This window comes from Novosphingobium sp. 32-60-15, assembly GCF_002280675.1.
Lineage (GTDB): Bacteria > Pseudomonadota > Alphaproteobacteria > Sphingomonadales > Sphingomonadaceae > Novosphingobium.
This window is the reverse complement of the sequence record NZ_NCEN01000001.1, coordinates 48,836-66,823: the sequence shown is the minus strand read 5'-3', so window position 1 is coordinate 66,823 and position 17,988 is coordinate 48,836. Positions and strand designations below refer to the sequence as shown.

The following is a 17,988-nucleotide window of genomic DNA, read 5'->3' as shown; positions in this document are numbered from 1 at the left end:
CGAAAATCCTTGTCTTAAAAATCGTATTGCGAAGTCGGGATCACATCGATCCGGGTGAAGTCGATAAACCCTGCGCAACTGTCCATCATCGTGGCCAGATTGGCGGCAAACTTTTCAGGCTGGCCCACAGCATCGAAGAACACTTCGGGCTGGTCCAGCGCCTCGATCGGAAAGCACTCTTCCACAAAGGCGTCATAGGCGGGCGCATCATCGGTCAGCGGGCGCACGATGATGTTCTGCACATATTCGAAATTCGATTGCGTCTCTATCGCCACGCGGGTGTGGTGCGAATGCCAGTGGGCAATCGCATCGTCGCGCGGCAGATCGGGCCGGAACGATATGAAGCTCGCCTGGGCGAACCCCCAAGTCCTTGTAATTCCGGCAATGTTGGATAGTTTCCCGGGGGAAACCGGCACCGCCGGATGATCGGTATTGGCAATCACCGTGGATTCACACACCAGCCATGCCGCAAACTTCGCCCCATGCGCCGCCAGCACCGCATCCACCCCGCTCCGGAACATGGCATTGGCCGATGGCATCCAGAACTGCACAATGGCCGCCTGCTGCGGTTCCTGCCAACGCTGGACCAATCCGGCACCCGCCGCCACCGCCTCGTCCCGAACATTGATTCGCAACGATTTTATGCCAACTTGCGCCAAGGCTGCAGGCAGGCTTTGCAATAACCGCGCACCGCACTGCGCATGTGTTTCATCAACAAACGCCCAAAGCGCAACGATCACTTTCTCCACAGCGCAAGCCCCCTCAGTCGAAGTTGGCCTGCCCGCCATCCAGCGGGATCGTCGCGCCAGTCAGATAGGCCAGATCCTGCCCCGCAAGCGCCACCAGCGCCCGCCCGATATCACCTTCCAGCGATCCGACGCGGCCCAGCGGGATCGTGCGGAAAAACGCCTGCGCTTCCTCCGGATTGTTCTCGATCCACCACTTCAGCCCCGGCGATTCCGCATGCGGCGCGATGGTCAGCACGCGAATGGCCTCGCCGCCCCATTCCGCCGCCGCCGCGCGGGTCAACGAACGGATGCCCTGCTTCACCGCGGCATAAGCGCCATAGCCGGTCATGTCCCAGCGGATGCCGGCCGAAGAACAGAAGTTGAAGATCGTGCCCCCGCCCCGCGCCACAAGATGCGGACGCGCCAGCTTCATCAGCCGCAGCGTGGCCAGCGGCCCGGATTCAAACCCTGCGGTAAAGGCCTCGTCAGTCACGTCCTCAAGCTTGCCCAGCGGCACTTCCTGCGCATTGTTCACAAGGATATCCAGCCCGCCAAACTCTGCCACTGTCGCCTGAACCGTCGCGGCCAGATCGGCAGCAGACTTCACATCGCAGGCCAGCGCCAGCGCCGTCCCGCCGCGCTCGCGCACCATTTGCGCGGTCTTTTCCACTTTTGAAAGCGTGCGCCCGGTCACCGCCACGCTGGCGCCTGCCCCCGCCATTGCCAGCGCAACACCCTGCCCGATGCCCTGCCCCGCACCGGTGATCAGCACGCTCTTTCCCGAAAGGTCCGTCATTCCAAAATTCCCTGGATCAAAATCAAACGATGAAGCGCGCGCGATAGGAAGCGAATGCCTCGCGCACCGCATCTTCATTCAGGCCAAACCGTTCGAGCGAGTAATCATGCATCGGGCGCTGCTCGCGCTTGTTGCCCGCCATGAACTCGGCGAGCGCAGCCTCGATCTTGTCGTCCAGCGGAATGCCGATATGCGCCAGCACCCGCTCGGCCTGCTTCAACGGCTCGCGCGCCACTTCGCGGTAATCGATGTCGATAAACCGATCCTCGCCAATCCGCGCGCGGGCCTCTTCAAAGCGCTTCATCCACCCCGCCAGTCGCGGAAACCAGAACGCCCCCACTTGCCTGTCCGAATGCTCGGAATTCAGCTTGTAAAGAGCCGCCTCCATGCTGACGTAGCTCGGCACGACCTCCACCGGATCGCGGTGCGTCATCACCAGCACCGCATCGGGAAAGGCATTGGCCACGGCATCGGTATAGGGCAGATGCGAAGGGCTTTTCAGCACCCACTTGCGCCCCCGCCGCGCCGGGTCCTGCCATTGCAGATATTGCAGGATGGTCTTGAGATCCTCAAAACCCCTAGCCTGATCATAAGTATTTAGCCACGCAGCAAACGAAGGGATGAACGTCATCGCTTCGACCATCGTTGTAATGAACAACTGGCCAAGGATGATGATTTCCTCATCCGGCGCATCAGGATCAAGCGGATGGATCGAGGCCAGTTCGGGCGAGAGGTTCAGCCACCCCTCAATCATAGCTTCGGCATAAGCCCGCCTTGCCACCGGATTGCCAGGTTCATCGCCCGGCAATGGCGCATAGTTTTGCGCCTCATACCACCTGATCGCGGTCATCCCCGGCGCAGACGCCAGCAGGCGGTGGAATATCGTGCTGCCCGTGCGCGGAAGACCCAGAATGATCGCGGCAACCTCGACCGTCTCGTCAAGGATTTCAGGATGGCGCTTGATATCGTCAACCATGCGCAAACGACTGGCGAGGCCCTTGAGGATCGACTCTGTCTGCCCGCCAAATCCGGCAGGCGTCAGCTTGCCCTCGGCATTGGCCGCAGCGATGTACTGGTCCATCGGCTCAAAGAACCACGTATCACCAAAGTCTGATAAACCGGTACGATCACGCGCGGCAGCAAGCAGGGTTTCGCGGTCAAACACCGGTGCGAATGGTCGGGTTGCCATAACGGTAAGATCTCTCCGGCGTCGCGCTTTACCATGCGTAGAGGATGACGCTTAAATATCCGCAATTTTCGGTAAACTGTCATCACTAACGACGCTTTGCAAACAAAAATCGCTTTTTCATCATGATTCCTGATTGCACCGCGCCGCAATGCGCTTTTCCAGAAACGCGATAAGCTGTGATAGCCCCGGCCCTGGCGGTGCTTTAGCGCGGTGAACCAGCCACAACGGACAATCGTGGCGCGGATCAGGCGGTGCAAGGCGCAAAAGTGCCGGTTCAGCATCTGCGGCAAAGCACCACAGGCTGGCCTTGCCAATACCCGATAGCACTGCTTGCTTCAGTTGCGGCCAGCTGTTGAAGGTCGCAAGCCCTGCAGCTTGTGCCACCTCTCCTGCGGGGTTTGAATTCCACGGACCGCCGGGCAAAGCCGCATTGAATTCATAACCCCAACCCAACTGCGGCAAGCTAGGCAAGCTATCTGCAATACCATAGGGCGATTGACGCAGCGTGGCCACTTGCACGCCTGTCAGCCGCAGGGGCAAAGCGCGGACAAGCACAATCCCAAGATCCGCGCGGCGCTGGGTCACCGCATCCAGCGGATCCAGTTCGCCCAAAAGTTCAATCGGCACATCGGGATGGGCTTGTCGGAACGCGGCCAGTTCGGGCAGGAATTCGCAAGCAATGCCCCCACTTCCGGCAATGCGGATCGGCGCAGAGCGCAAGCCGATGCCGCCGATATCAGCCAGCATCGCCGCAACTTCGCGCTCCATCGCCTCGGCTGCTGCCAGAAGGCGCGCGCCCGCCGGTGTCGGTGCATAACCAAGCGGGGTCTGCTCAAACAACGGCGTGCCAAGCGCGCGCTCCAACGCATCAACCCGGCGGCCAACCGTGGTCCGGTTTACATCCAGCTGGCGGCCTGCGGCGGTATATGATCCGGTGCGGACTGCAGCCAGAAACACCTCAAGATCGCTCCAAAGCATGACCGGTCCTTGATATCCTTGTGCCATCGTGCATTCTTGCACAATAGATGTGCAATACAAGATACTTCGCAAATCTTCACCAAACTCGCTAAACTACCTCCAATTGCGCCGTGCCGTCCCCGGCCAGAAGCGGAAATTTCAAGAGAAGGAACACCCTGATGGCGACTTCCAAAGATTATGGCCTGGGCGAATTCGACTTTGCACGAGGCTGGTTCATGATCGGTCCGGCAAGCGATGCCAGCCGCACGCCCGCACCCATTCGCTATTTTGGCAGGGATCTGGTGCTCTATCGCGGTGAAAGCGGCACCGCTTATGTGGTGGATGCCTATTGCCCGCACATGGGCGCTCATCTGGCCAAGAACACCACATCGTATATTGTCCGCGATGGTGAACATGTTGAAGGTGAAGCGATCCGCTGCCCGTTCCATGGCTGGCGCTATGGTCCTGATGGCGCCTGCAATCACATTCCCTATTCCGATTTCATCCCGAAGGCGGCCAAGTTGCGCACTTATCCGGTGATCGAACGCGCGGGCATCCTGTGGGTATGGCACGATCCCGAGGGGCTTGAACCTGATGTCGAACTGCCGGATTTCGGCGGGCACTATGGCCAGCCGGGCTGGGTGGAATGGAAGATCGACTACATGGGCGATCTCAACAGCCACGGCATCGAAATTGTCGACAACATGGCCGATTTTGGCCACTTTATCCCGATCCACGGGGCCACTGATTGGCAGTATTTTGCCAACGAGTTCATCGGCCCGCACTTGCACCAGTATTACAGCGCAGGGCACCGCACGCTGACGGCAAACCCCGAAGATTTCCTCGTGCTGGATACCTGGTACGAAGGCCCCGGCTTCCTGCAATCGGCCATGGCGGGCGCGTTCGACAGCTTCATCATGATCGCCAACACTCCGGTTGAAGATGGCGTCACCCGCAGTTGGCACGCGCTGATGGTGAAGGTGCACGACGGCAGCCGCGAGACCACTGACGAAGACCGCGCAATGGCGCTGGCCTATCAGGAAGGCAGCCGTCTGGCCTTTGCGCAAGATGTCGAGATTTGGGCCAACAAGCGCGAATGCATCAACCCGCTGGCGATCCCCAACGATGGCCCTTATGCCAAAGTGCGCCTGTGGTATCGCCAGTTCTATAACCCGCGCAACAAAGCGCCCGAAATCCAAGGCCGCGTTAATGGTCTGCACGTAACCCTGGACAAGCGACCGGGGCAAAAGGTTGCCTGAATTTGCGGGGCAACGGATGCCCCCCGCTTAACAATGACAAGCGCCAAAGCGCGCAACGGGAGAATTTCTGATGGGCAGGCTTTCCGGAAAAGTCGCGATTATCACAGGTGGCGCGCGCGGCATGGGCGCTGCCACCTGTCGCCTTTTCGTTGAACAGGGCGCAAAGGTTGTGATCGCAGACGTGCTGGACGATGCAGGCGCGGCCCTTGCAGCAGAGCTGGGTGAAAGCGCACGGTTCTTAAAGCTGGATGTGACCAATGAAGAAAACTGGGCCGACGTCGTCACCGAAGCTGAAGCCACACTCGGGCCCGTTGATGCATTGGTGAACAACGCCGGCATCTTGATGTTCAAAAGTATTCTGGAAACGACCAAGGCCGATTTCGAGCGCGTTTTGGGCGTCAATCTGGTGGGTGAACTGCTGGGGATCAAAGCGTTAGCACCGGGCATGATCGCGCGTGGACGCGGGTCTATCATCAATGTCTCATCCGTTGACGGGATGAAGGGCGCGAACGGCCTTGTGGCCTATGCCTCGTCCAAATGGGGCGTGCGCGGCTTGACCAAAGTGGCCGCGATGGAACTTGGCCACAAAGGTGTGCGCGTCAATTCGGTCCATCCCGGCGGGGTTGATACGATCATGTCCAATCACAACGACAGCTCGCGCGAGGAACTGAACAAATCTTACAGCAACGTGCCGCTGCAGCGCATTGGTGGCCCCGAAGAGGTCGCCGCCGCCAGCGCATTTCTGGCGAGCGATGACGCGTCCTATATCCACGGTGCCGAAATCGTGGTCGATGGCGGCATGACGGTAGGCACCTATTACATGGGCTTTCCGGGTTCGCCGGGAATGTGATCTAAACGCCCAAAGAGCCCAGAAGAGCAATCAGCTGGGCTTGGCGGTGGACGCCAGTCTTGGCAAAGACCGAACTGAGCTGCGCTTTGGCGGTGTTGTGTGCGATGCCCAAGCGCTTGGCCGCTTGAACAAGGCTTAGCCCTTCGGCCAGCGATGCAGCCAGACGGGCTTCGGCCATGGTCAGGCCTAACAAATCGCGCAGGGTTTGCGGGTCGGCGCGTTTATCAGGGCCGGGGCGTGCGATGAACAGCGCCAGCGCGCCCGCTCCAGCGTGGATAGCGCTGACATTCAAGGGCCGCGCCGTAACGACAAGATCGCTCTGACCTGCTCGCTCTATGCGAAAGCGCGTAAGACCGGATGCGTTCGTACCAGCCAGCAGATCGGTAACGGTGCGCTGGTGCGCAGGATCGGCAAAGAGCAGTTCATCCCCCCTGCGCAACAGCCCCGCAGCCTCCTCTATCAGGCTGTCGGCCAGTGCATTCGTGCTGACAATCCGGCGATTGCGATCCAAAACGACAAGCGCCAGCCCTAAACCCTGCGCCGTTGCATGAAAGACGCCGTGTTCTGCACCGGCAAACTGCAGCTTTTCATACAACCTGACCGCTATTCTGAGGTGATCGGCCAACACCTGCAACCGCGCGCGGTCAGCGTGTGTGAAATTGGGCAGCGAATTATGACGACTGAGGCGAAAGCGCGCTTCATAGCGGCCATCATCAACGCGCTGGCTACCCGAACTTTGCCGCCCGAATTGCAGGTCCAATCCCAGCACCTGATCAAATCCGCTTTCGGCCATGACCCGCCGGTATTCCGGAAAGGCGTCTGCAGGCAGGCCCGCCATGAACTCGGCATAGGAAATGACAGTGCCGTCAGCCAGACCCTGAAACGGATCGCCTGCAAACAAGCTTTGCATGTAATTGGCATCAAAATCGGGATTGCTTCCCGGCGTCAGGAATGTGGCGGGCGTTCCCTTGCCCGGCGCGGTGATGATCAGCGTGGCATATGTGGAATCCATCCACCGCGCCAGCGCCTCAAGAAAGCCACGCCATGGTTGCTCTTCCTGTATCCCGGCATAGAGCCGCGCCAACAGGCCGGAAAACTGAGGATCAATGACATCGCCCATGGCCCAAGCATAGGCGGTTGAAGCGGCTTGGGCCAAGGGCGAAACTTCGCTGTCTGTCCTAAGGGCCAACAGGCAACATCACCGGTGCAAATGTTGAGAGCAGCGCCGCGTCCAGCAATTGCGCCTGTCCGGTGATAAAGCCCGCTGCCGGACTTGCGAGCCACAGTGCAACTTCGGCCACATGTTGTGCGCTGCCCATCCCGCGTAACGCGACGCGCGGCAAATCCTGCGGGTCGATCATCGGCACATCTGCGGCGCCGATGAGCGGCGTTTCGACGCCACCGGGGCACAAAGCGTTGATCCGCGCGCCGCGTGCGGCAAAGGCATCAACGCACGATTTCACCAACCCGACAATGCCGTGTTTGGCCGCGCTGTATGCAGGATTGGCTGGATGTCCGATCACGCCCGCCGCCGATGCTGTGACGACCACAGCACCGCCCTGGGCGATAACCGGCTCCACCGCCTTGATCCCGTTGAACGTTCCCTTCAGATTGATTGCGACAACACGATCGAAAAAGGCCTCGTCAACCGTGTCCAATCCTTCGGCCGCGCCATAAAAACCGGCGTTGAGGAACACGACGTCCAACTGTCCTGCCTGTTCCATGACCTGTGCAACCATCGCCTGATTGCTTGCATAATCAGCCACATCCACCTGAATTGCCGCTGCGTTCCCGCCAATTTCCGCAGCGACGTTCTCCGCACCAGCAAAGTTCAGGTCGGCGCAGAACACGCGTGCGCCTTCTTGCGCAAAGCGGATGGCCGCTGCCCGGCCTATGCCCGATGCTGCGCCTGTAATCAGGGCAACTTTGCCTTCGAAACGTACGGTCATCCTCATATCCCCGTGTTGTTCTACGCCGCGCGCAGTTCTGTCTTAAGGACTTTGCCCGCTGCGTTGCGTGGCAAATCGTCGACGAATACGAACTGGCGGGGCACTTTGTAATTTGCCATGTTTTCACGCGACCAAGCGATCAAATCGGCTTCGGCGACCGATGAGCCCGGACGCAGCACAACGAAAGCGCGTCCCACCTCGCCCAGCCGTTCATCGGGCACGCCAACCACCGCAACCATGCCGATTGCGGGATGTTCGGCCAGCAGCTTTTCCACTTCAGCGGGGTAAACATTGAACCCGCCCGAGATGTACAAATCCTTCTTGCGATCCGTGATGCGCAAATAGCCGCGCTCGTCCATCGTGCCGATGTCGCCAGTGTGCAGCCAACCTTGCGCGTCGATGGCTTCTGCTGTGGCCGTCGGATCATCAAGGTATCCCAGCATGACCCCCTGCCCGCGCACGAGCACTTCGCCGGTCTGGCCACGCGGCACCTCATTGCCCGCATCATCGGCCACGCGCACCTCATTGCCTGGAAATGCCGCACCGCACGTCCGCGCAATGGTTTCGGCGTCGTCACCGGGCACACAAGTGGTGATGTTGACGCACTCCGTCATGCCATAGGCCGTGATCAGATCAGTCATGCCCAGATCACGGCGGATACGTTCAACCAGCGATGGCGGCACAGTGGCAGCACCGGTGGTCCCGCCCCGCAGTGATGAACAATCCCATTGCCGCTTGTCCAGTTCGGCCAGCAGCATCTGGAAAATCGTCGGCGGTCCGGGCATGAAAGTTATCCGTTCACGCTCGATCAGATCAATGGCTTGGACAACATCGAACTGCGGCATCGGCACCGCCACCGCTCCTGCAAGGATGCACGCAACCCAGCCAACCTTCATGCCGAAGGAGTGGAAAAACGGATTGACGATCAGATAGCGATCCCCCGTCACCAACCGTGTATTGGCGATCCATACGGCCGCCTGCGGCAGCACTTGGCCATACGTCATCAGCACGCCCTTGGGGCTGCCGGTGGTGCCGCTGGTGAACAGGATATCCGACACGGTATCGGCACCGATCTGTGCCAGCGCGGCATAGGCTGCCGGATCATCAGCCCCTTTGCCCAAGGCCGCAAAGGCGTCAAAGCCATCGCCAATCATCACGATATGCTCAAGCGCGGGCAGCGCCTCGTCTGCAATCAACGCGCGATAATCAATGCCAAGGAAGCTTTCCACGGTGAACAATAGGCGCGTGTTCGTGCGGCGCAGGATATCGCCAGCCTCACGCCCTTTCAGCCGGGTGTTCAGCGTGACCACGCTTGCCCCGCAGGTCATTGCCGCAATGGCGGCAACAATCCATTCGCACGAATTGGGCGCCCAGATTGCCACGCGGTCACCCGCGCCGATACCTTGTGCCAGAAGCGATGAAGCAACGGCGCGGCTGTGCTGCCACAGTTGTTCAAAGCTCCATACCGCGCCCCGATCAATAACAGCGGGCGCAGCGCCCCATTGCGCAGCAGCGGCCTGCGCAGCGTGGGGGATGGTCGGGGGAAGCGGGTTCAGCGTTGCCATGGCCGTAATCGTCAGGCGACTTCGAACAGACCGGCAGCACCCATGCCGCCTGCCACGCACATCGAAACGATCACGTATTTCACGCCGCGCCGTTTCCCTTCGATCAGGGCGTGGCCAACAAGGCGCGAACCCGTCATTCCGAACGGATGGCCAATGGCAATGCCGCCGCCGTTGACGTTCAGCTTGTCAGGATCGATCCCCAGCTTCTGTTGGCAATAGACGGCCTGGCTGGCAAAGGCTTCGTTGATTTCGAACAGGCCGATATCGTCAAGCTTCAGGCCCGCACGATCCAGCAGCTTCGGTATCGCAAAGACCGGACCGATGCCCATTTCATCCGCGCCGCATCCGGCCACCTGGAACCCGCGATAGATGCCCAGCACCGGGCGCCCCTCAGCCTTGGCGGTGTCCAGATCCATCAGCACTTGCGCCGACGCGCCATCGGACAGCTGGCTGGCGTTGCCTGCTGTCACATGCTTGCCTTCGGCAACGACTTGTCCGTTTTTGAATACAGGCTTCAGGCCCGCCAAGGCTTCGTACGTTGTGCCAGCGCGCACGCCTTCGTCTTTGGCAAGGGTGCATTCTTCCTTGCCGGTTTCATTGCCTTCCTTGTCGAACAGCGCCTTCATGACCGTGATCGGCACAATCTCGTCATCGAACTTGCCCGCCGCCTGGGCGGCAGATGCGCGCTGTTGCGAAAGGGCTGCAAAACGGTCCTGCTCTTCACGGCTGATGCCATAGCGTTCCGCAACGATTTCGGCTGTCTCGATCATTGCCATATAAGCATAAGGATCAGCCGCCTTGATGAATTCCGACCGGTTGCGGAATTGCGGCGCATGCTTGTTAAGCGTCAGCGAAATGCTTTCCATGCCGCCGGCAACGGCAACGTCTATTTCGTTGCACATGATGCCGCGTGCAGCAAGCGCGATGGCGTTCAGGCCTGACGAACATTTGCGATCAAGCGTGAAGCCGCCAGTGCTATCGGGCAGCTTTGATCCGTGCACGGTCAACCGCCCCAGATTGTAGCTTTGCGTGTTCCAGTGATTGCCCACGCCAAGGTACACGTCATCCACCCGCGCCGGATCGATCCCGGCACGGTCTAGCGCCGCATTAACGACGTGGGCTGAAAGAACCGGTGCTTCGGTATCATTAAAGGCCCCACGGTAGGCCTTGCCAACGCCGGTACGGGCGGTGGAAACAATCGCTGCTTCGCGCATGGGATATCCTCTAAACGGGTTGGCGGTCAGGCAAAGCCGTGCATGTTGGTCGGGCCGAAATAGGCCCGCATTTCAATGACCTTGTTGTCATCGTTGAATTTGAACGTGTCGATCACATCGACATGCATGTCCTTGCCGCCAAGGTTCAACAACACGCTGAAAGCAAAGGCGGCATAAGGGCCTGCAATCCGCACGGGCCCATCCAGCTTGAGCTTCGCACCGGTTTGCATGGAAGCGGTGTAAAAGCCCAGGATCGCATCGTGGCCGTTATGGGCCGGACTGCCGATGGGGTCTTCCACATTGGCATCGGGCGCAAACAACGCCGCAACTCGCTCGGGGCTGCCGGCATCGAAGGCGGCAACATATTCGTGCACAGCAGCTTCCATCTTGACTGGATCAGGCATGGCTCACCTCCGGAAAATAACGGCTTATGGTATCAACAACACAGGCGGGCTTGTCCTGCCCCTCGATCTCGACCGTGACGCGAACGACAGACTGGATGCCGCCCTTCACTTCCTCGACCGTAACAATTTCACCTACCCCGCGAATGCGGCTGCCAACTTTGACGGGGTTGAGGAACCGCAGCCGGTCCGCGCCAACATTTACCGCATGGGCAAAGCCGCGCACTTCGATCAATTGCGGCAGGAAGTAATTGACGAGGCTCATGGTAAGATAGCCGTGCGCGATGGTCCCGCCAAACGGTCCGGCCTTAGCCCGCTCTACATCAACATGGATCCACTGGTGATCACCGGTAACCTCGGCAAAACCATCAACCCGATCCTGCTCTATGGCCAGCCACTCTGTTGGCCCCAGCTTTGTGCCTTCCTTGCCGGTCAGATCGGAGGGCTTTTCAAATATCACAGTCACGGGTCAGGCCTTCTGGCTTGAGACAGGGACGATTTCGCCGGTCATGTAGGATGAAAGATCGCTGGCAAGAAAGATCATCACATTGGCCACTTCCCACACTTCGGCAGGGCGGCCATAAGCTTCGGTCTTGACCAGTTGTGCCAGCATTTCCTCGGTCGTCACTTTGGCAAGGAACGGGTGCATCGCAAGGCTTGGCGCCACGGCATTGATCCGCACGCCGTGATCGGCCGCTTCAAGCGCGGAACAGCGGGTAAACGCCATCACGCCCGCTTTGGCTGCGGCATAATGCGCCTGCCCCCGCTGCGCCCGCCAGCCCAGCACCGATGCGTTGTTGACCATGACGCCCGACTTGTTGGCGTACATCGAAGGCAGGAAGGCGCGCGTCATGCGGAACAGGCTGGTCAGCGTCACGTCAAGCACGCGGTGCCACTGGTCGTCGGTCATATCGACCACGCTCACCTCGCCGCCAAGGCCTGCATTGTTGATCAGCACATCGACTTTGCCCAACGCGGCAAGCGATGCATCGCGCAAGGCCAGCACGGCCTCCTCGCTGGTCACATCGCAAACGCATGTGGCAGGTCGCGCACAGCCCACTTCGGCGGCGATACTGTCAGCCGCTTCGCCAAGACGGCGTTCATGGAAATCGCTGATCAGCACTTGCGCGCCCTCTTCGGCGGCGCGTTTGGCCACGGCATAGCCGATGCCCGTTCCGGCAGCGGCCGTAACCACCACGGTCTTGCCTTTAAGCATGCCCAGCGGCGCGGGATAGGCAGGGACGGGGACTGTCATGAAATTCCTCTCGGTTCACGCGGCATGCCAAGGCCGCGTTCGGCAATCAGGTTGCGCTGGATTTGATTGGTGCCGCCGTAAATCGTGTCAGACCGGCTGTATAAATAGATGTTGGGAAGTACGCCCCATTCGTAGTGGTTACTCGCGGCAATCTCTGCCTCTTGCCCCAGCACATCCATCGCCAGTTCGCCCAGATCACGCCGCCATTTGGCCCACTGGATCTTGTAGGTCAAAGCCGCGCCATCGATGTCGGACAAGTCGGTGTTCGAAAGCATCCGCAACGCACCATAGCGCATCAGCCGCAAGCCTATTTCCGCCTGGGCAATCCGCTGGCGGATGATCGGATCAGCTGCTTTTCCATTGGTCCGGGCCGCTGCGATTACAGCATCCAGTTCGTTGCGGAACTGCATCTGCTGGCCCAGCGTGGATACCCCGCGTTCGAATGCCAGCAGCGCCATCGCCACTTTCCAGCCGTCACCTGCTGCCCCAAGCATAGCATCGGCAGGGCAACGCGCCTCGGTCAGGAAAGTCTCGTTGAACTCGGCCTCGCCATTGATCTGGCGGATGGGCCGAACCTCGACACCGGGCTGATCCATGTCCATCAGCAGGAACGATAGTCCCTTTGGCCCCTTCGATCCTTCTTCGCTGCGCGCGACAACAAAGATCATGTCTGAATAATGCGCAAGGCTGGTCCAGACCTTCTGGCCATCAACCACCCAGTCGCCATCTTCCAGTCTGGCCTTGGTCTTTACATTGGCAAGGTCCGATCCCGCGCCCGGTTCTGAATAACCCTGGCACCAGATTTTCCTGCCCGCCACAATATCGGGCAGATATTGCGCCTTTTGCGCCTCTGATCCGAAGGCAAGGATCGTCGGCCCGGCCAGTTCCACACCGATATGGTTGATACGGTTGGGCGCGCCCGCCCGCGCATATTCTTCGGCAAAGATAACTTGCTGTGCCAGCGTTGCATCACGCCCGCCCCACGCAGCAGGCCAACCGATGCACGACCAGCGATCAGCGGCCAATTGCTGCTCCCATTCCTTGCGGCGCGGGATTTCGTCACACAGATTGGGAATACCGCGAATATCCGCAAACGGCCCTGCCATCTGCGCTTGCAGCCAACCCGCGCATTCGGCGCGGAAGGCCTCATCCTCGGCTGAAAAGCCCAGCTTCATGCAGCCTGATCCAGAACAAGTGCAGCAATCTGTTCACGGTGCCACTGGCTATCGCCCAGCATCGACAGGATCGAGCGCGCCCGCTTGAAGAACAAGTGCGCATCATGCTCCCACGTAAAGCCGATGCCGCCGTGCAACTGGATCATGTTGCCGGCACACATATGGAAGGTATCGGCGCAGAATGCCTTGGCCGAATGCAGCGCGATTTGCGCTTCGTCGCTGCCTTCATCAATGGCGCAGGCCGCCCAATAGACGGCAGAGCGCGCCTGCTCAATTTCGATCATCATGTCGGCCAGACGATGCTTGTAAGCCTGAAACGATCCGATAGCGCGTCCGAACTGCACACGTTCCTTGGAATAGGCCACTGTCCGGTCCAGCGCCGCCTGTGCCCCTCCCAAGGCTTCAGCCGCAAGGCATATCAATCCGGTTACATCCAGCGCACGGTTGGCCGCAGCGTGATCGGCCACGGTTTCTGCGGGCGCGTTGTTCAGCACGATCGTCGCCAAAGGACGCGTTTGGTCCATTGTCACATGAGCCGTTACCGCAACTCCCGGCGCAGAGGCTTCTACCACCAGACATTGCTCGCCAGCGGTCAGCAGCAGCAGATCGGCAGACCCGCCGTGAGGAGCAAAGCGGAACGTGCCCGAAAGCTTGCCATTACTGAACGACGCATCCTGACTTGATGCCGAAGTTGCAATGCTTTCACCGGAAACCAGCGCAGGCAACCAGCGCGCTTGCTGTTCTGGAGTGCCGCCTGCAACCAGTGCATGGGCGGCACGGGCATTGCCCATCAGCGGCAAAGCGGCCACTTGCGCGCCCGCAGCTTCGGCGATCAGGGCAAATTCCACCATGCCAAGACCAGCGCCGCCCAACGCTTCAGGCACGCCAACGCCGGCAAGCCCGAGTTCGTTGCAAAAGCTGCTCCACAATTCGCGGTCGATGCCATCAGCCGCCATCGCCGCGCGCGTGCGCGCGCTGGTGGCGTGTTCGGCAAAAAACCCGCGAGCCGTATCCGCAATCATCACCTGTTCTTCGGTAAAGGCGAATTCCATTGATCCAAATCCTTGAAAATACGAAAAATTGTGCGGGCAGCGGGTTTAAGCCGTGCCCCAAACCTTGCGCGGGGGCACCCGCTCTGACAGCAGCTTGTCAACCGCATCGCCAACTTCGGCCGGGTTCCAGCGCGCATCCTGATTGACAAACGGCCCCTCGCGCCAGCCGTCTTCAAGCATGATCTTGCCGCCTTCGAGTTCAAAGACACAGCCGCTCACATGCGCACTCTGGCCGCTGCCCAGCCAGACAACCGTGGGCGCAACATTGGCCGGGTCCATCACATCAAAACCGTCTTCGACCGTCTTCATCTTTTCGGCAAAAGCGCCCTCGGTCATCCGCGTGCGCGCCGATGGGGCAAGAGCGTTTGCGGTTATGCCATAACGGCCCAGTTCTGCTGCCTGAACAAGGGTCAGTGCGGCTATCCCGCCCTTTGCCGTTGAATAGGCCGCTTGCGCAATCGAACCTTGCAGACCCGCACCAGATGATGTGTTGATGATCCGCGCATCAGGATCGCGGCCTTCCTTCTGCTTGGCCCGCCAATAGTTCACGGCATGGCGCGCAAGGCAGAAGTGGCCGCGCAAATGGACGTGCATGGTTGCGTCCCATTCGTCCAGCGTGGCCGAAACGAACATCCGGTCGCGCACGATCCCGGCGTTATTGACGATGACGTGAAGATCGCCAAACGCGGCAAGCGCAGCCTCGACCATGCGCCCTGCGGCATCCCAATCCGTGATGTCTTCGTAATTGGCGATGGCATTGCCGCCTGCCGCCTTGATTTCGTCAACCACGCGATCAGCCGCACTGGTATCGCGCCCGTCACCGCCCAGCGATGTGCCGATATCGTTGACCACGACGTTCGCGCCCTCGGCACCAAACGCCAGCGCATAGGCGCGGCCAAGCCCGCCAGCTGCCCCTGTGATGATGACGGTGCGCCCGTCACAGATACCTTTGCCAGTGCCCATGGATCTTCGCTTTCAGTTTAGGGATTGCAGAGTGTGCGCGGAACTGTCGCCGACCAGATCGGTCTGGAGATATTCACGCTCGATAAAATGCCAGCCGTCCGCGTTTCGGGCCAACCGGTCACGGTATCGGCCACTGGCGACGATCTGGAGCGGATAGCCGGGCGCGGCCTGAATGACGGTCCACTGTGACTGGCAGGTTGCCGTCCGGCCATCTGCGCCCATTTCAATAATCGGGTTGGTTGTGATGTGCCGCGTCAGCGGCTTTCCGCCATACAGCTTCACCCAGTTGCGCCACATTGCAAGAATGCCCTCACGCCCGGTGATCCGCTGACCGCCCGCCAGCACGCTACCGTGATCAAACAGCGCGGCGGCACCATCAAAGTCGCCATCGTCGAACCGCATGGCATAAGTGTAAAGCAGGTTGGGGATGGCAATAGCCGGGTTTTCGTCCATCGCCTTCAAAGCCTTTCGATGATCGTGACGTTGGCCTGGCCACCGCCTTCGCACATCGTCTGCAAACCATAGCGGCCGCCGGTGCGTTCCAGCGCCCCCAGCAGCGTGGTGATCAACCGCGCGCCCGATGCGCCCAGCGGATGCCCCAGCGCAATCGCGCCGCCGTGAATGTTCACCTTGTCATGCGGGATGCCCAGTTCCTGCATCCACGCCATCGGCACCGATGCAAAGGCTTCATTGCATTCGAACAGATCGATATCGGCCACGGTCATTCCGGCCTTGGCCAGCGCGTGTTGCGTGGCAGGGATCGGCGCGGTCAGCATCCACACCGGATCATCGGCGCGGACCGAAATGTGATGGATGCGCGCGCGCGGACGCAGCCCATGCTCTTTCACCGCACGTTCGCTTGCCACCAGCAATGCTGCGGCGGCATCGCAGTTCTGGCTTGCCACGCCTGCGGTAATCACGCCGCCTTCCTGCACCGTGCGCAAGGCGGCTAGCCCTTCAGGCGTGGTGCCGGAGCGGATCGTCTCATCATGGGCAAGATCGCCCAGCGGGGCGATTTCATGCCTGAACCATCCCGCATCTGTCGCCGCTTGCGCGCGCTGGTGACTGGTATAGGCAAACGCCTCCATAGCCTCACGCGTGATGCCCCACTTGGCAGCAATCATTTCGGCTGAGTTGATCTGGTTCAGCAGCCCGTCGCCATAGCGTTCACGCCAGCCCACTGCGCCGGTGAACGGATCGCCAAAGCCATAGGCCTCGCCCGCATACATCGCAGCGGAAATAGGTATGGCGTTCATCGATTGGCTGCCGCCCGCCACGACCAGATCCTGCGTCCCGCTCATCACGCCTTGCGCGGCAAAGTGCAGCGCCTGCTGGCTTGAACCGCACTGGCGATCAATCGTGGTGCCCGGCACGTGCTGGGGCAAGCCTGCAACCAGCCACGCAGTGCGCCCGATGTCTCCTGCTTGCGGCCCGATGGTATCACAGCAGCCCCACACCACATCATCAACCAGATTGGCATCGATCCCGGTCCGCGCGATCAGCGCCTTGATCGGATGCGCCCCCAGATCGGCAGGATGCACGCTGGCCAGACTGCCCTTCTTGCGCCCCACCGGCGAACGAACGGCATCAATGATATAAGCTTCAGGCATGTTCATTCTCGCGGGCAAAGGTCTGATCGGCACCTATCGGCTGCGAAAAGACGCGGGTGGCGATGCGGTTGCGGTGGAATGTCGGCGTGCCCCATGCCGCCTTCAGTGCAAGGGTGCGCTTCAGGAACAAATGGACGTCCACCTCCCATGAATAGCCCATCGCGCCGTGCACCTGGATCGATGCGCGCGCAGCCTTTTCCGCCGCTTCAAGCGCGACGATCTTGGCGTGTGAAACCCGCGCACGCGAATGCACGTCTGCATGGCCAATCCCGGCCGCAGCAGCCATCACGACAGGCCGGGCGAATTCAATCGCGGTTTGCGCGCTGGCAAGGTGGTGCTTCACCGCCTGATAGGACCCGATGGGTTTGCCAAACTGCATCCGGTCCTTGGAATAGGCAACGGCCAGATCAACCGACCGCTGCGCCAGACCCAAACCTTGTGCCGCCGCAAACAGCGCCGCCCGGTCCAGCGCCATGCCCCAATCAGCAGGGCCAAGGTCTGCCGCGTTGGTCTCATCCCATTCGATCCGGAACAAGCGGCGCAGCGGATCAATCGTTTCGGAAGGTGTCAACGCAACCTGATCGGGCGTTGCCAAAAAGGCGCGTCCATTCTTTTCAATCAGAATCGCAGTTGCAATGTCGGCATTGGCCACAACAGGATTGATCGCAGGCGCAACCGCAAAAATGGCCGAAGGATCACCCAGCGCCGGATGGTCTGGAGCAAGGCCTGCGAGCATCGGCGTACCCACCCCTGCACTTTCCAGCAGCGGTTCTGGCAGCGCGACATAACCGGCCTCGATCGCGATCAACGCCAGATCAAGTTCGGCAAGGCCCATGCCACCAACGGCTTCGGGCAACATGAGAAGGGTAAAGCCGTTGTCGACGATCTGGCCCCAGCGTGCGGCATCAAACGCGGTGCCCCGCTCCATCATCTTGTGCCAATGATCGGGCGTGCACGTATCGCCCAGCAGCGTCCGTGCGGTGTCTGCGAACATCAGTTGTTCGTCGGTGAGGGTGAAGTCCATG

Annotated in this window: 19 protein-coding genes; 2 read left to right on the top strand and 17 right to left on the bottom strand. The window is 60.3% G+C overall.

Translation table 11 applies throughout. From position 1 onward, the window contains the following. Positions 1-14 precede the first annotated feature (14 nt). From B7Y89_RS00300 to B7Y89_RS00285, 4 genes are all read right to left on the bottom strand, one after another. Complete coding sequence (locus B7Y89_RS00300; protein WP_292934648.1) at positions 15-749, bottom strand: EthD domain-containing protein; 735 nt, start codon at positions 747-749, stop codon at positions 15-17. A gap of 13 nt (positions 750-762) precedes the next feature. Further along, complete coding sequence (locus tag B7Y89_RS00295) at positions 763-1,524, bottom strand: SDR family oxidoreductase (RefSeq protein ID WP_292934646.1); 762 nt, start codon at positions 1,522-1,524, stop codon at positions 763-765. Positions 1,525-1,546: 22 nt separating this feature from the next. Further along, on the bottom strand, positions 1,547-2,713 hold the full coding sequence (locus B7Y89_RS00290) for a sulfotransferase (protein ID WP_292934644.1): 1,167 nt from the start codon (positions 2,711-2,713) through the stop codon (positions 1,547-1,549). A 120-nt stretch (positions 2,714-2,833) separates the two neighbouring features. Further along, complete coding sequence (locus tag B7Y89_RS00285) at positions 2,834-3,718, bottom strand: LysR family transcriptional regulator (protein WP_292934642.1); 885 nt, start codon at positions 3,716-3,718, stop codon at positions 2,834-2,836. 131 nt (positions 3,719-3,849) lie between these two features. Between B7Y89_RS00285 and B7Y89_RS00280 the strand changes: the two genes are divergently transcribed. Together B7Y89_RS00280 and B7Y89_RS00275 are read left to right on the top strand one after the other, a co-directional pair. Next, the gene (locus B7Y89_RS00280; protein WP_292934640.1) at positions 3,850-4,929 is read left to right on the top strand and encodes a Rieske 2Fe-2S domain-containing protein; all 1,080 of its coding nucleotides are present in this window, start codon (positions 3,850-3,852) and stop codon (positions 4,927-4,929) included. A 70-nt stretch (positions 4,930-4,999) separates the two neighbouring features. Then, the gene (locus B7Y89_RS00275; protein ID WP_292934639.1) at positions 5,000-5,779 is read left to right on the top strand and encodes a glucose 1-dehydrogenase; all 780 of its coding nucleotides are present in this window, start codon (positions 5,000-5,002) and stop codon (positions 5,777-5,779) included. 1 nt (position 5,780) lies between these two features. Here B7Y89_RS00275 and B7Y89_RS00270 read toward each other — a convergent pair whose 3' ends face one another. From B7Y89_RS00270 to B7Y89_RS00210, 13 genes are read right to left on the bottom strand one after another with little or no spacing between them, the layout of a single operon-like run. Beyond that, the gene (locus B7Y89_RS00270; RefSeq protein WP_292934637.1) at positions 5,781-6,968 is read right to left on the bottom strand and encodes a helix-turn-helix transcriptional regulator; all 1,188 of its coding nucleotides are present in this window, start codon (positions 6,966-6,968) and stop codon (positions 5,781-5,783) included. Continuing rightward, positions 6,958-7,728, bottom strand: coding sequence for an SDR family NAD(P)-dependent oxidoreductase (locus B7Y89_RS00265; protein WP_292934636.1), 771 nt, complete (start codon positions 7,726-7,728; stop codon positions 6,958-6,960). The genes B7Y89_RS00270 and B7Y89_RS00265 overlap by 11 nt, the downstream gene beginning before the upstream one ends. Positions 7,729-7,748: 20 nt before the next feature. Next, entirely contained in the window at positions 7,749-9,293 is a 1,545-nt protein-coding gene (locus B7Y89_RS00260; protein ID WP_292934634.1) for a FadD3 family acyl-CoA ligase, read from the bottom strand. Between the two features lie 11 nt (positions 9,294-9,304). After that, the gene (locus B7Y89_RS00255) at positions 9,305-10,507 is read right to left on the bottom strand and encodes an acetyl-CoA C-acyltransferase (protein ID WP_292934633.1); all 1,203 of its coding nucleotides are present in this window, start codon (positions 10,505-10,507) and stop codon (positions 9,305-9,307) included. Between the two features lie 26 nt (positions 10,508-10,533). Continuing rightward, a complete protein-coding gene (locus B7Y89_RS00250; protein WP_292934631.1) occupies positions 10,534-10,911 on the bottom strand; it encodes a steroid Delta-isomerase in 378 nt (125 codons plus the stop codon). Next, positions 10,904-11,374: a MaoC family dehydratase gene (locus B7Y89_RS00245; RefSeq protein WP_292934629.1), complete on the bottom strand. Its 471-nt coding sequence runs from the start codon at positions 11,372-11,374 to the stop codon at positions 10,904-10,906. The genes B7Y89_RS00250 and B7Y89_RS00245 overlap by 8 nt, the downstream gene beginning before the upstream one ends. A gap of 3 nt (positions 11,375-11,377) precedes the next feature. Continuing rightward, positions 11,378-12,163, bottom strand: a complete 786-nt coding sequence (locus tag B7Y89_RS00240; protein ID WP_292934627.1) for an SDR family oxidoreductase — start codon at positions 12,161-12,163, stop codon at positions 11,378-11,380. Next, positions 12,160-13,338: an acyl-CoA dehydrogenase family protein gene (locus B7Y89_RS00235; RefSeq protein WP_292934625.1), complete on the bottom strand. Its 1,179-nt coding sequence runs from the start codon at positions 13,336-13,338 to the stop codon at positions 12,160-12,162. The genes B7Y89_RS00240 and B7Y89_RS00235 overlap by 4 nt, the downstream gene beginning before the upstream one ends. Beyond that, positions 13,335-14,390, bottom strand: coding sequence for an acyl-CoA dehydrogenase family protein (locus B7Y89_RS00230; RefSeq protein ID WP_292934624.1), 1,056 nt, complete (start codon positions 14,388-14,390; stop codon positions 13,335-13,337). The genes B7Y89_RS00235 and B7Y89_RS00230 overlap by 4 nt, the downstream gene beginning before the upstream one ends. A 45-nt stretch (positions 14,391-14,435) precedes the next feature. After that, positions 14,436-15,353, bottom strand: coding sequence for an SDR family oxidoreductase (locus tag B7Y89_RS00225; protein ID WP_292934622.1), 918 nt, complete (start codon positions 15,351-15,353; stop codon positions 14,436-14,438). Between the two features lie 12 nt (positions 15,354-15,365). Beyond that, the gene (locus B7Y89_RS00220) at positions 15,366-15,806 is read right to left on the bottom strand and encodes a nuclear transport factor 2 family protein (RefSeq protein ID WP_292934620.1); all 441 of its coding nucleotides are present in this window, start codon (positions 15,804-15,806) and stop codon (positions 15,366-15,368) included. A 5-nt stretch (positions 15,807-15,811) separates the two neighbouring features. Continuing rightward, entirely contained in the window at positions 15,812-16,963 is a 1,152-nt protein-coding gene (locus tag B7Y89_RS00215; RefSeq protein ID WP_292934618.1) for an acetyl-CoA C-acetyltransferase, read from the bottom strand. Then, complete coding sequence (locus tag B7Y89_RS00210) at positions 16,956-17,987, bottom strand: acyl-CoA dehydrogenase family protein (RefSeq protein ID WP_292934616.1); 1,032 nt, start codon at positions 17,985-17,987, stop codon at positions 16,956-16,958. The genes B7Y89_RS00215 and B7Y89_RS00210 overlap by 8 nt, the downstream gene beginning before the upstream one ends. Position 17,988 lies beyond the last annotated feature (1 nt).

Excerpts from the sequence above, each read along its gene's own strand:
- B7Y89_RS00295 (WP_292934646.1), bottom strand. The coding sequence starts at position 1,524 with ATGACGGACCTTTCGGGAAAGAGCGTGCTGATCACCGGTGCGGGGCAG.
- B7Y89_RS00290 (WP_292934644.1), bottom strand. The coding sequence starts at position 2,713 with ATGGCAACCCGACCATTCGCACCGGTGTTTGACCGCGAAACCCTGCTT.
- B7Y89_RS00285 (WP_292934642.1), bottom strand. The coding sequence starts at position 3,718 with ATGGCACAAGGATATCAAGGACCGGTCATGCTTTGGAGCGATCTTGAG.
- B7Y89_RS00280 (WP_292934640.1), top strand. The coding sequence starts at position 3,850 with ATGGCGACTTCCAAAGATTATGGCCTGGGCGAATTCGACTTTGCACGA.
- B7Y89_RS00275 (WP_292934639.1), top strand. The coding sequence starts at position 5,000 with ATGGGCAGGCTTTCCGGAAAAGTCGCGATTATCACAGGTGGCGCGCGC.
- B7Y89_RS00265 (WP_292934636.1), bottom strand. The coding sequence starts at position 7,728 with ATGACCGTACGTTTCGAAGGCAAAGTTGCCCTGATTACAGGCGCAGCA.
- B7Y89_RS00260 (WP_292934634.1), bottom strand. The coding sequence starts at position 9,293 with ATGGCAACGCTGAACCCGCTTCCCCCGACCATCCCCCACGCTGCGCAG.
- B7Y89_RS00255 (WP_292934633.1), bottom strand. The coding sequence starts at position 10,507 with ATGCGCGAAGCAGCGATTGTTTCCACCGCCCGTACCGGCGTTGGCAAG.
- B7Y89_RS00250 (WP_292934631.1), bottom strand. The coding sequence starts at position 10,911 with ATGCCTGATCCAGTCAAGATGGAAGCTGCTGTGCACGAATATGTTGCC.
- B7Y89_RS00240 (WP_292934627.1), bottom strand. The coding sequence starts at position 12,163 with ATGACAGTCCCCGTCCCTGCCTATCCCGCGCCGCTGGGCATGCTTAAA.
- B7Y89_RS00235 (WP_292934625.1), bottom strand. The coding sequence starts at position 13,338 with ATGAAGCTGGGCTTTTCAGCCGAGGATGAGGCCTTCCGCGCCGAATGC.
- B7Y89_RS00230 (WP_292934624.1), bottom strand. The coding sequence starts at position 14,390 with ATGGAATTCGCCTTTACCGAAGAACAGGTGATGATTGCGGATACGGCT.
- B7Y89_RS00225 (WP_292934622.1), bottom strand. The coding sequence starts at position 15,353 with ATGGGCACTGGCAAAGGTATCTGTGACGGGCGCACCGTCATCATCACA.
- B7Y89_RS00220 (WP_292934620.1), bottom strand. The coding sequence starts at position 15,806 with ATGGACGAAAACCCGGCTATTGCCATCCCCAACCTGCTTTACACTTAT.
- B7Y89_RS00215 (WP_292934618.1), bottom strand. The coding sequence starts at position 16,963 with ATGCCTGAAGCTTATATCATTGATGCCGTTCGTTCGCCGGTGGGGCGC.
- B7Y89_RS00210 (WP_292934616.1), bottom strand. The coding sequence starts at position 17,987 with ATGGACTTCACCCTCACCGACGAACAACTGATGTTCGCAGACACCGCA.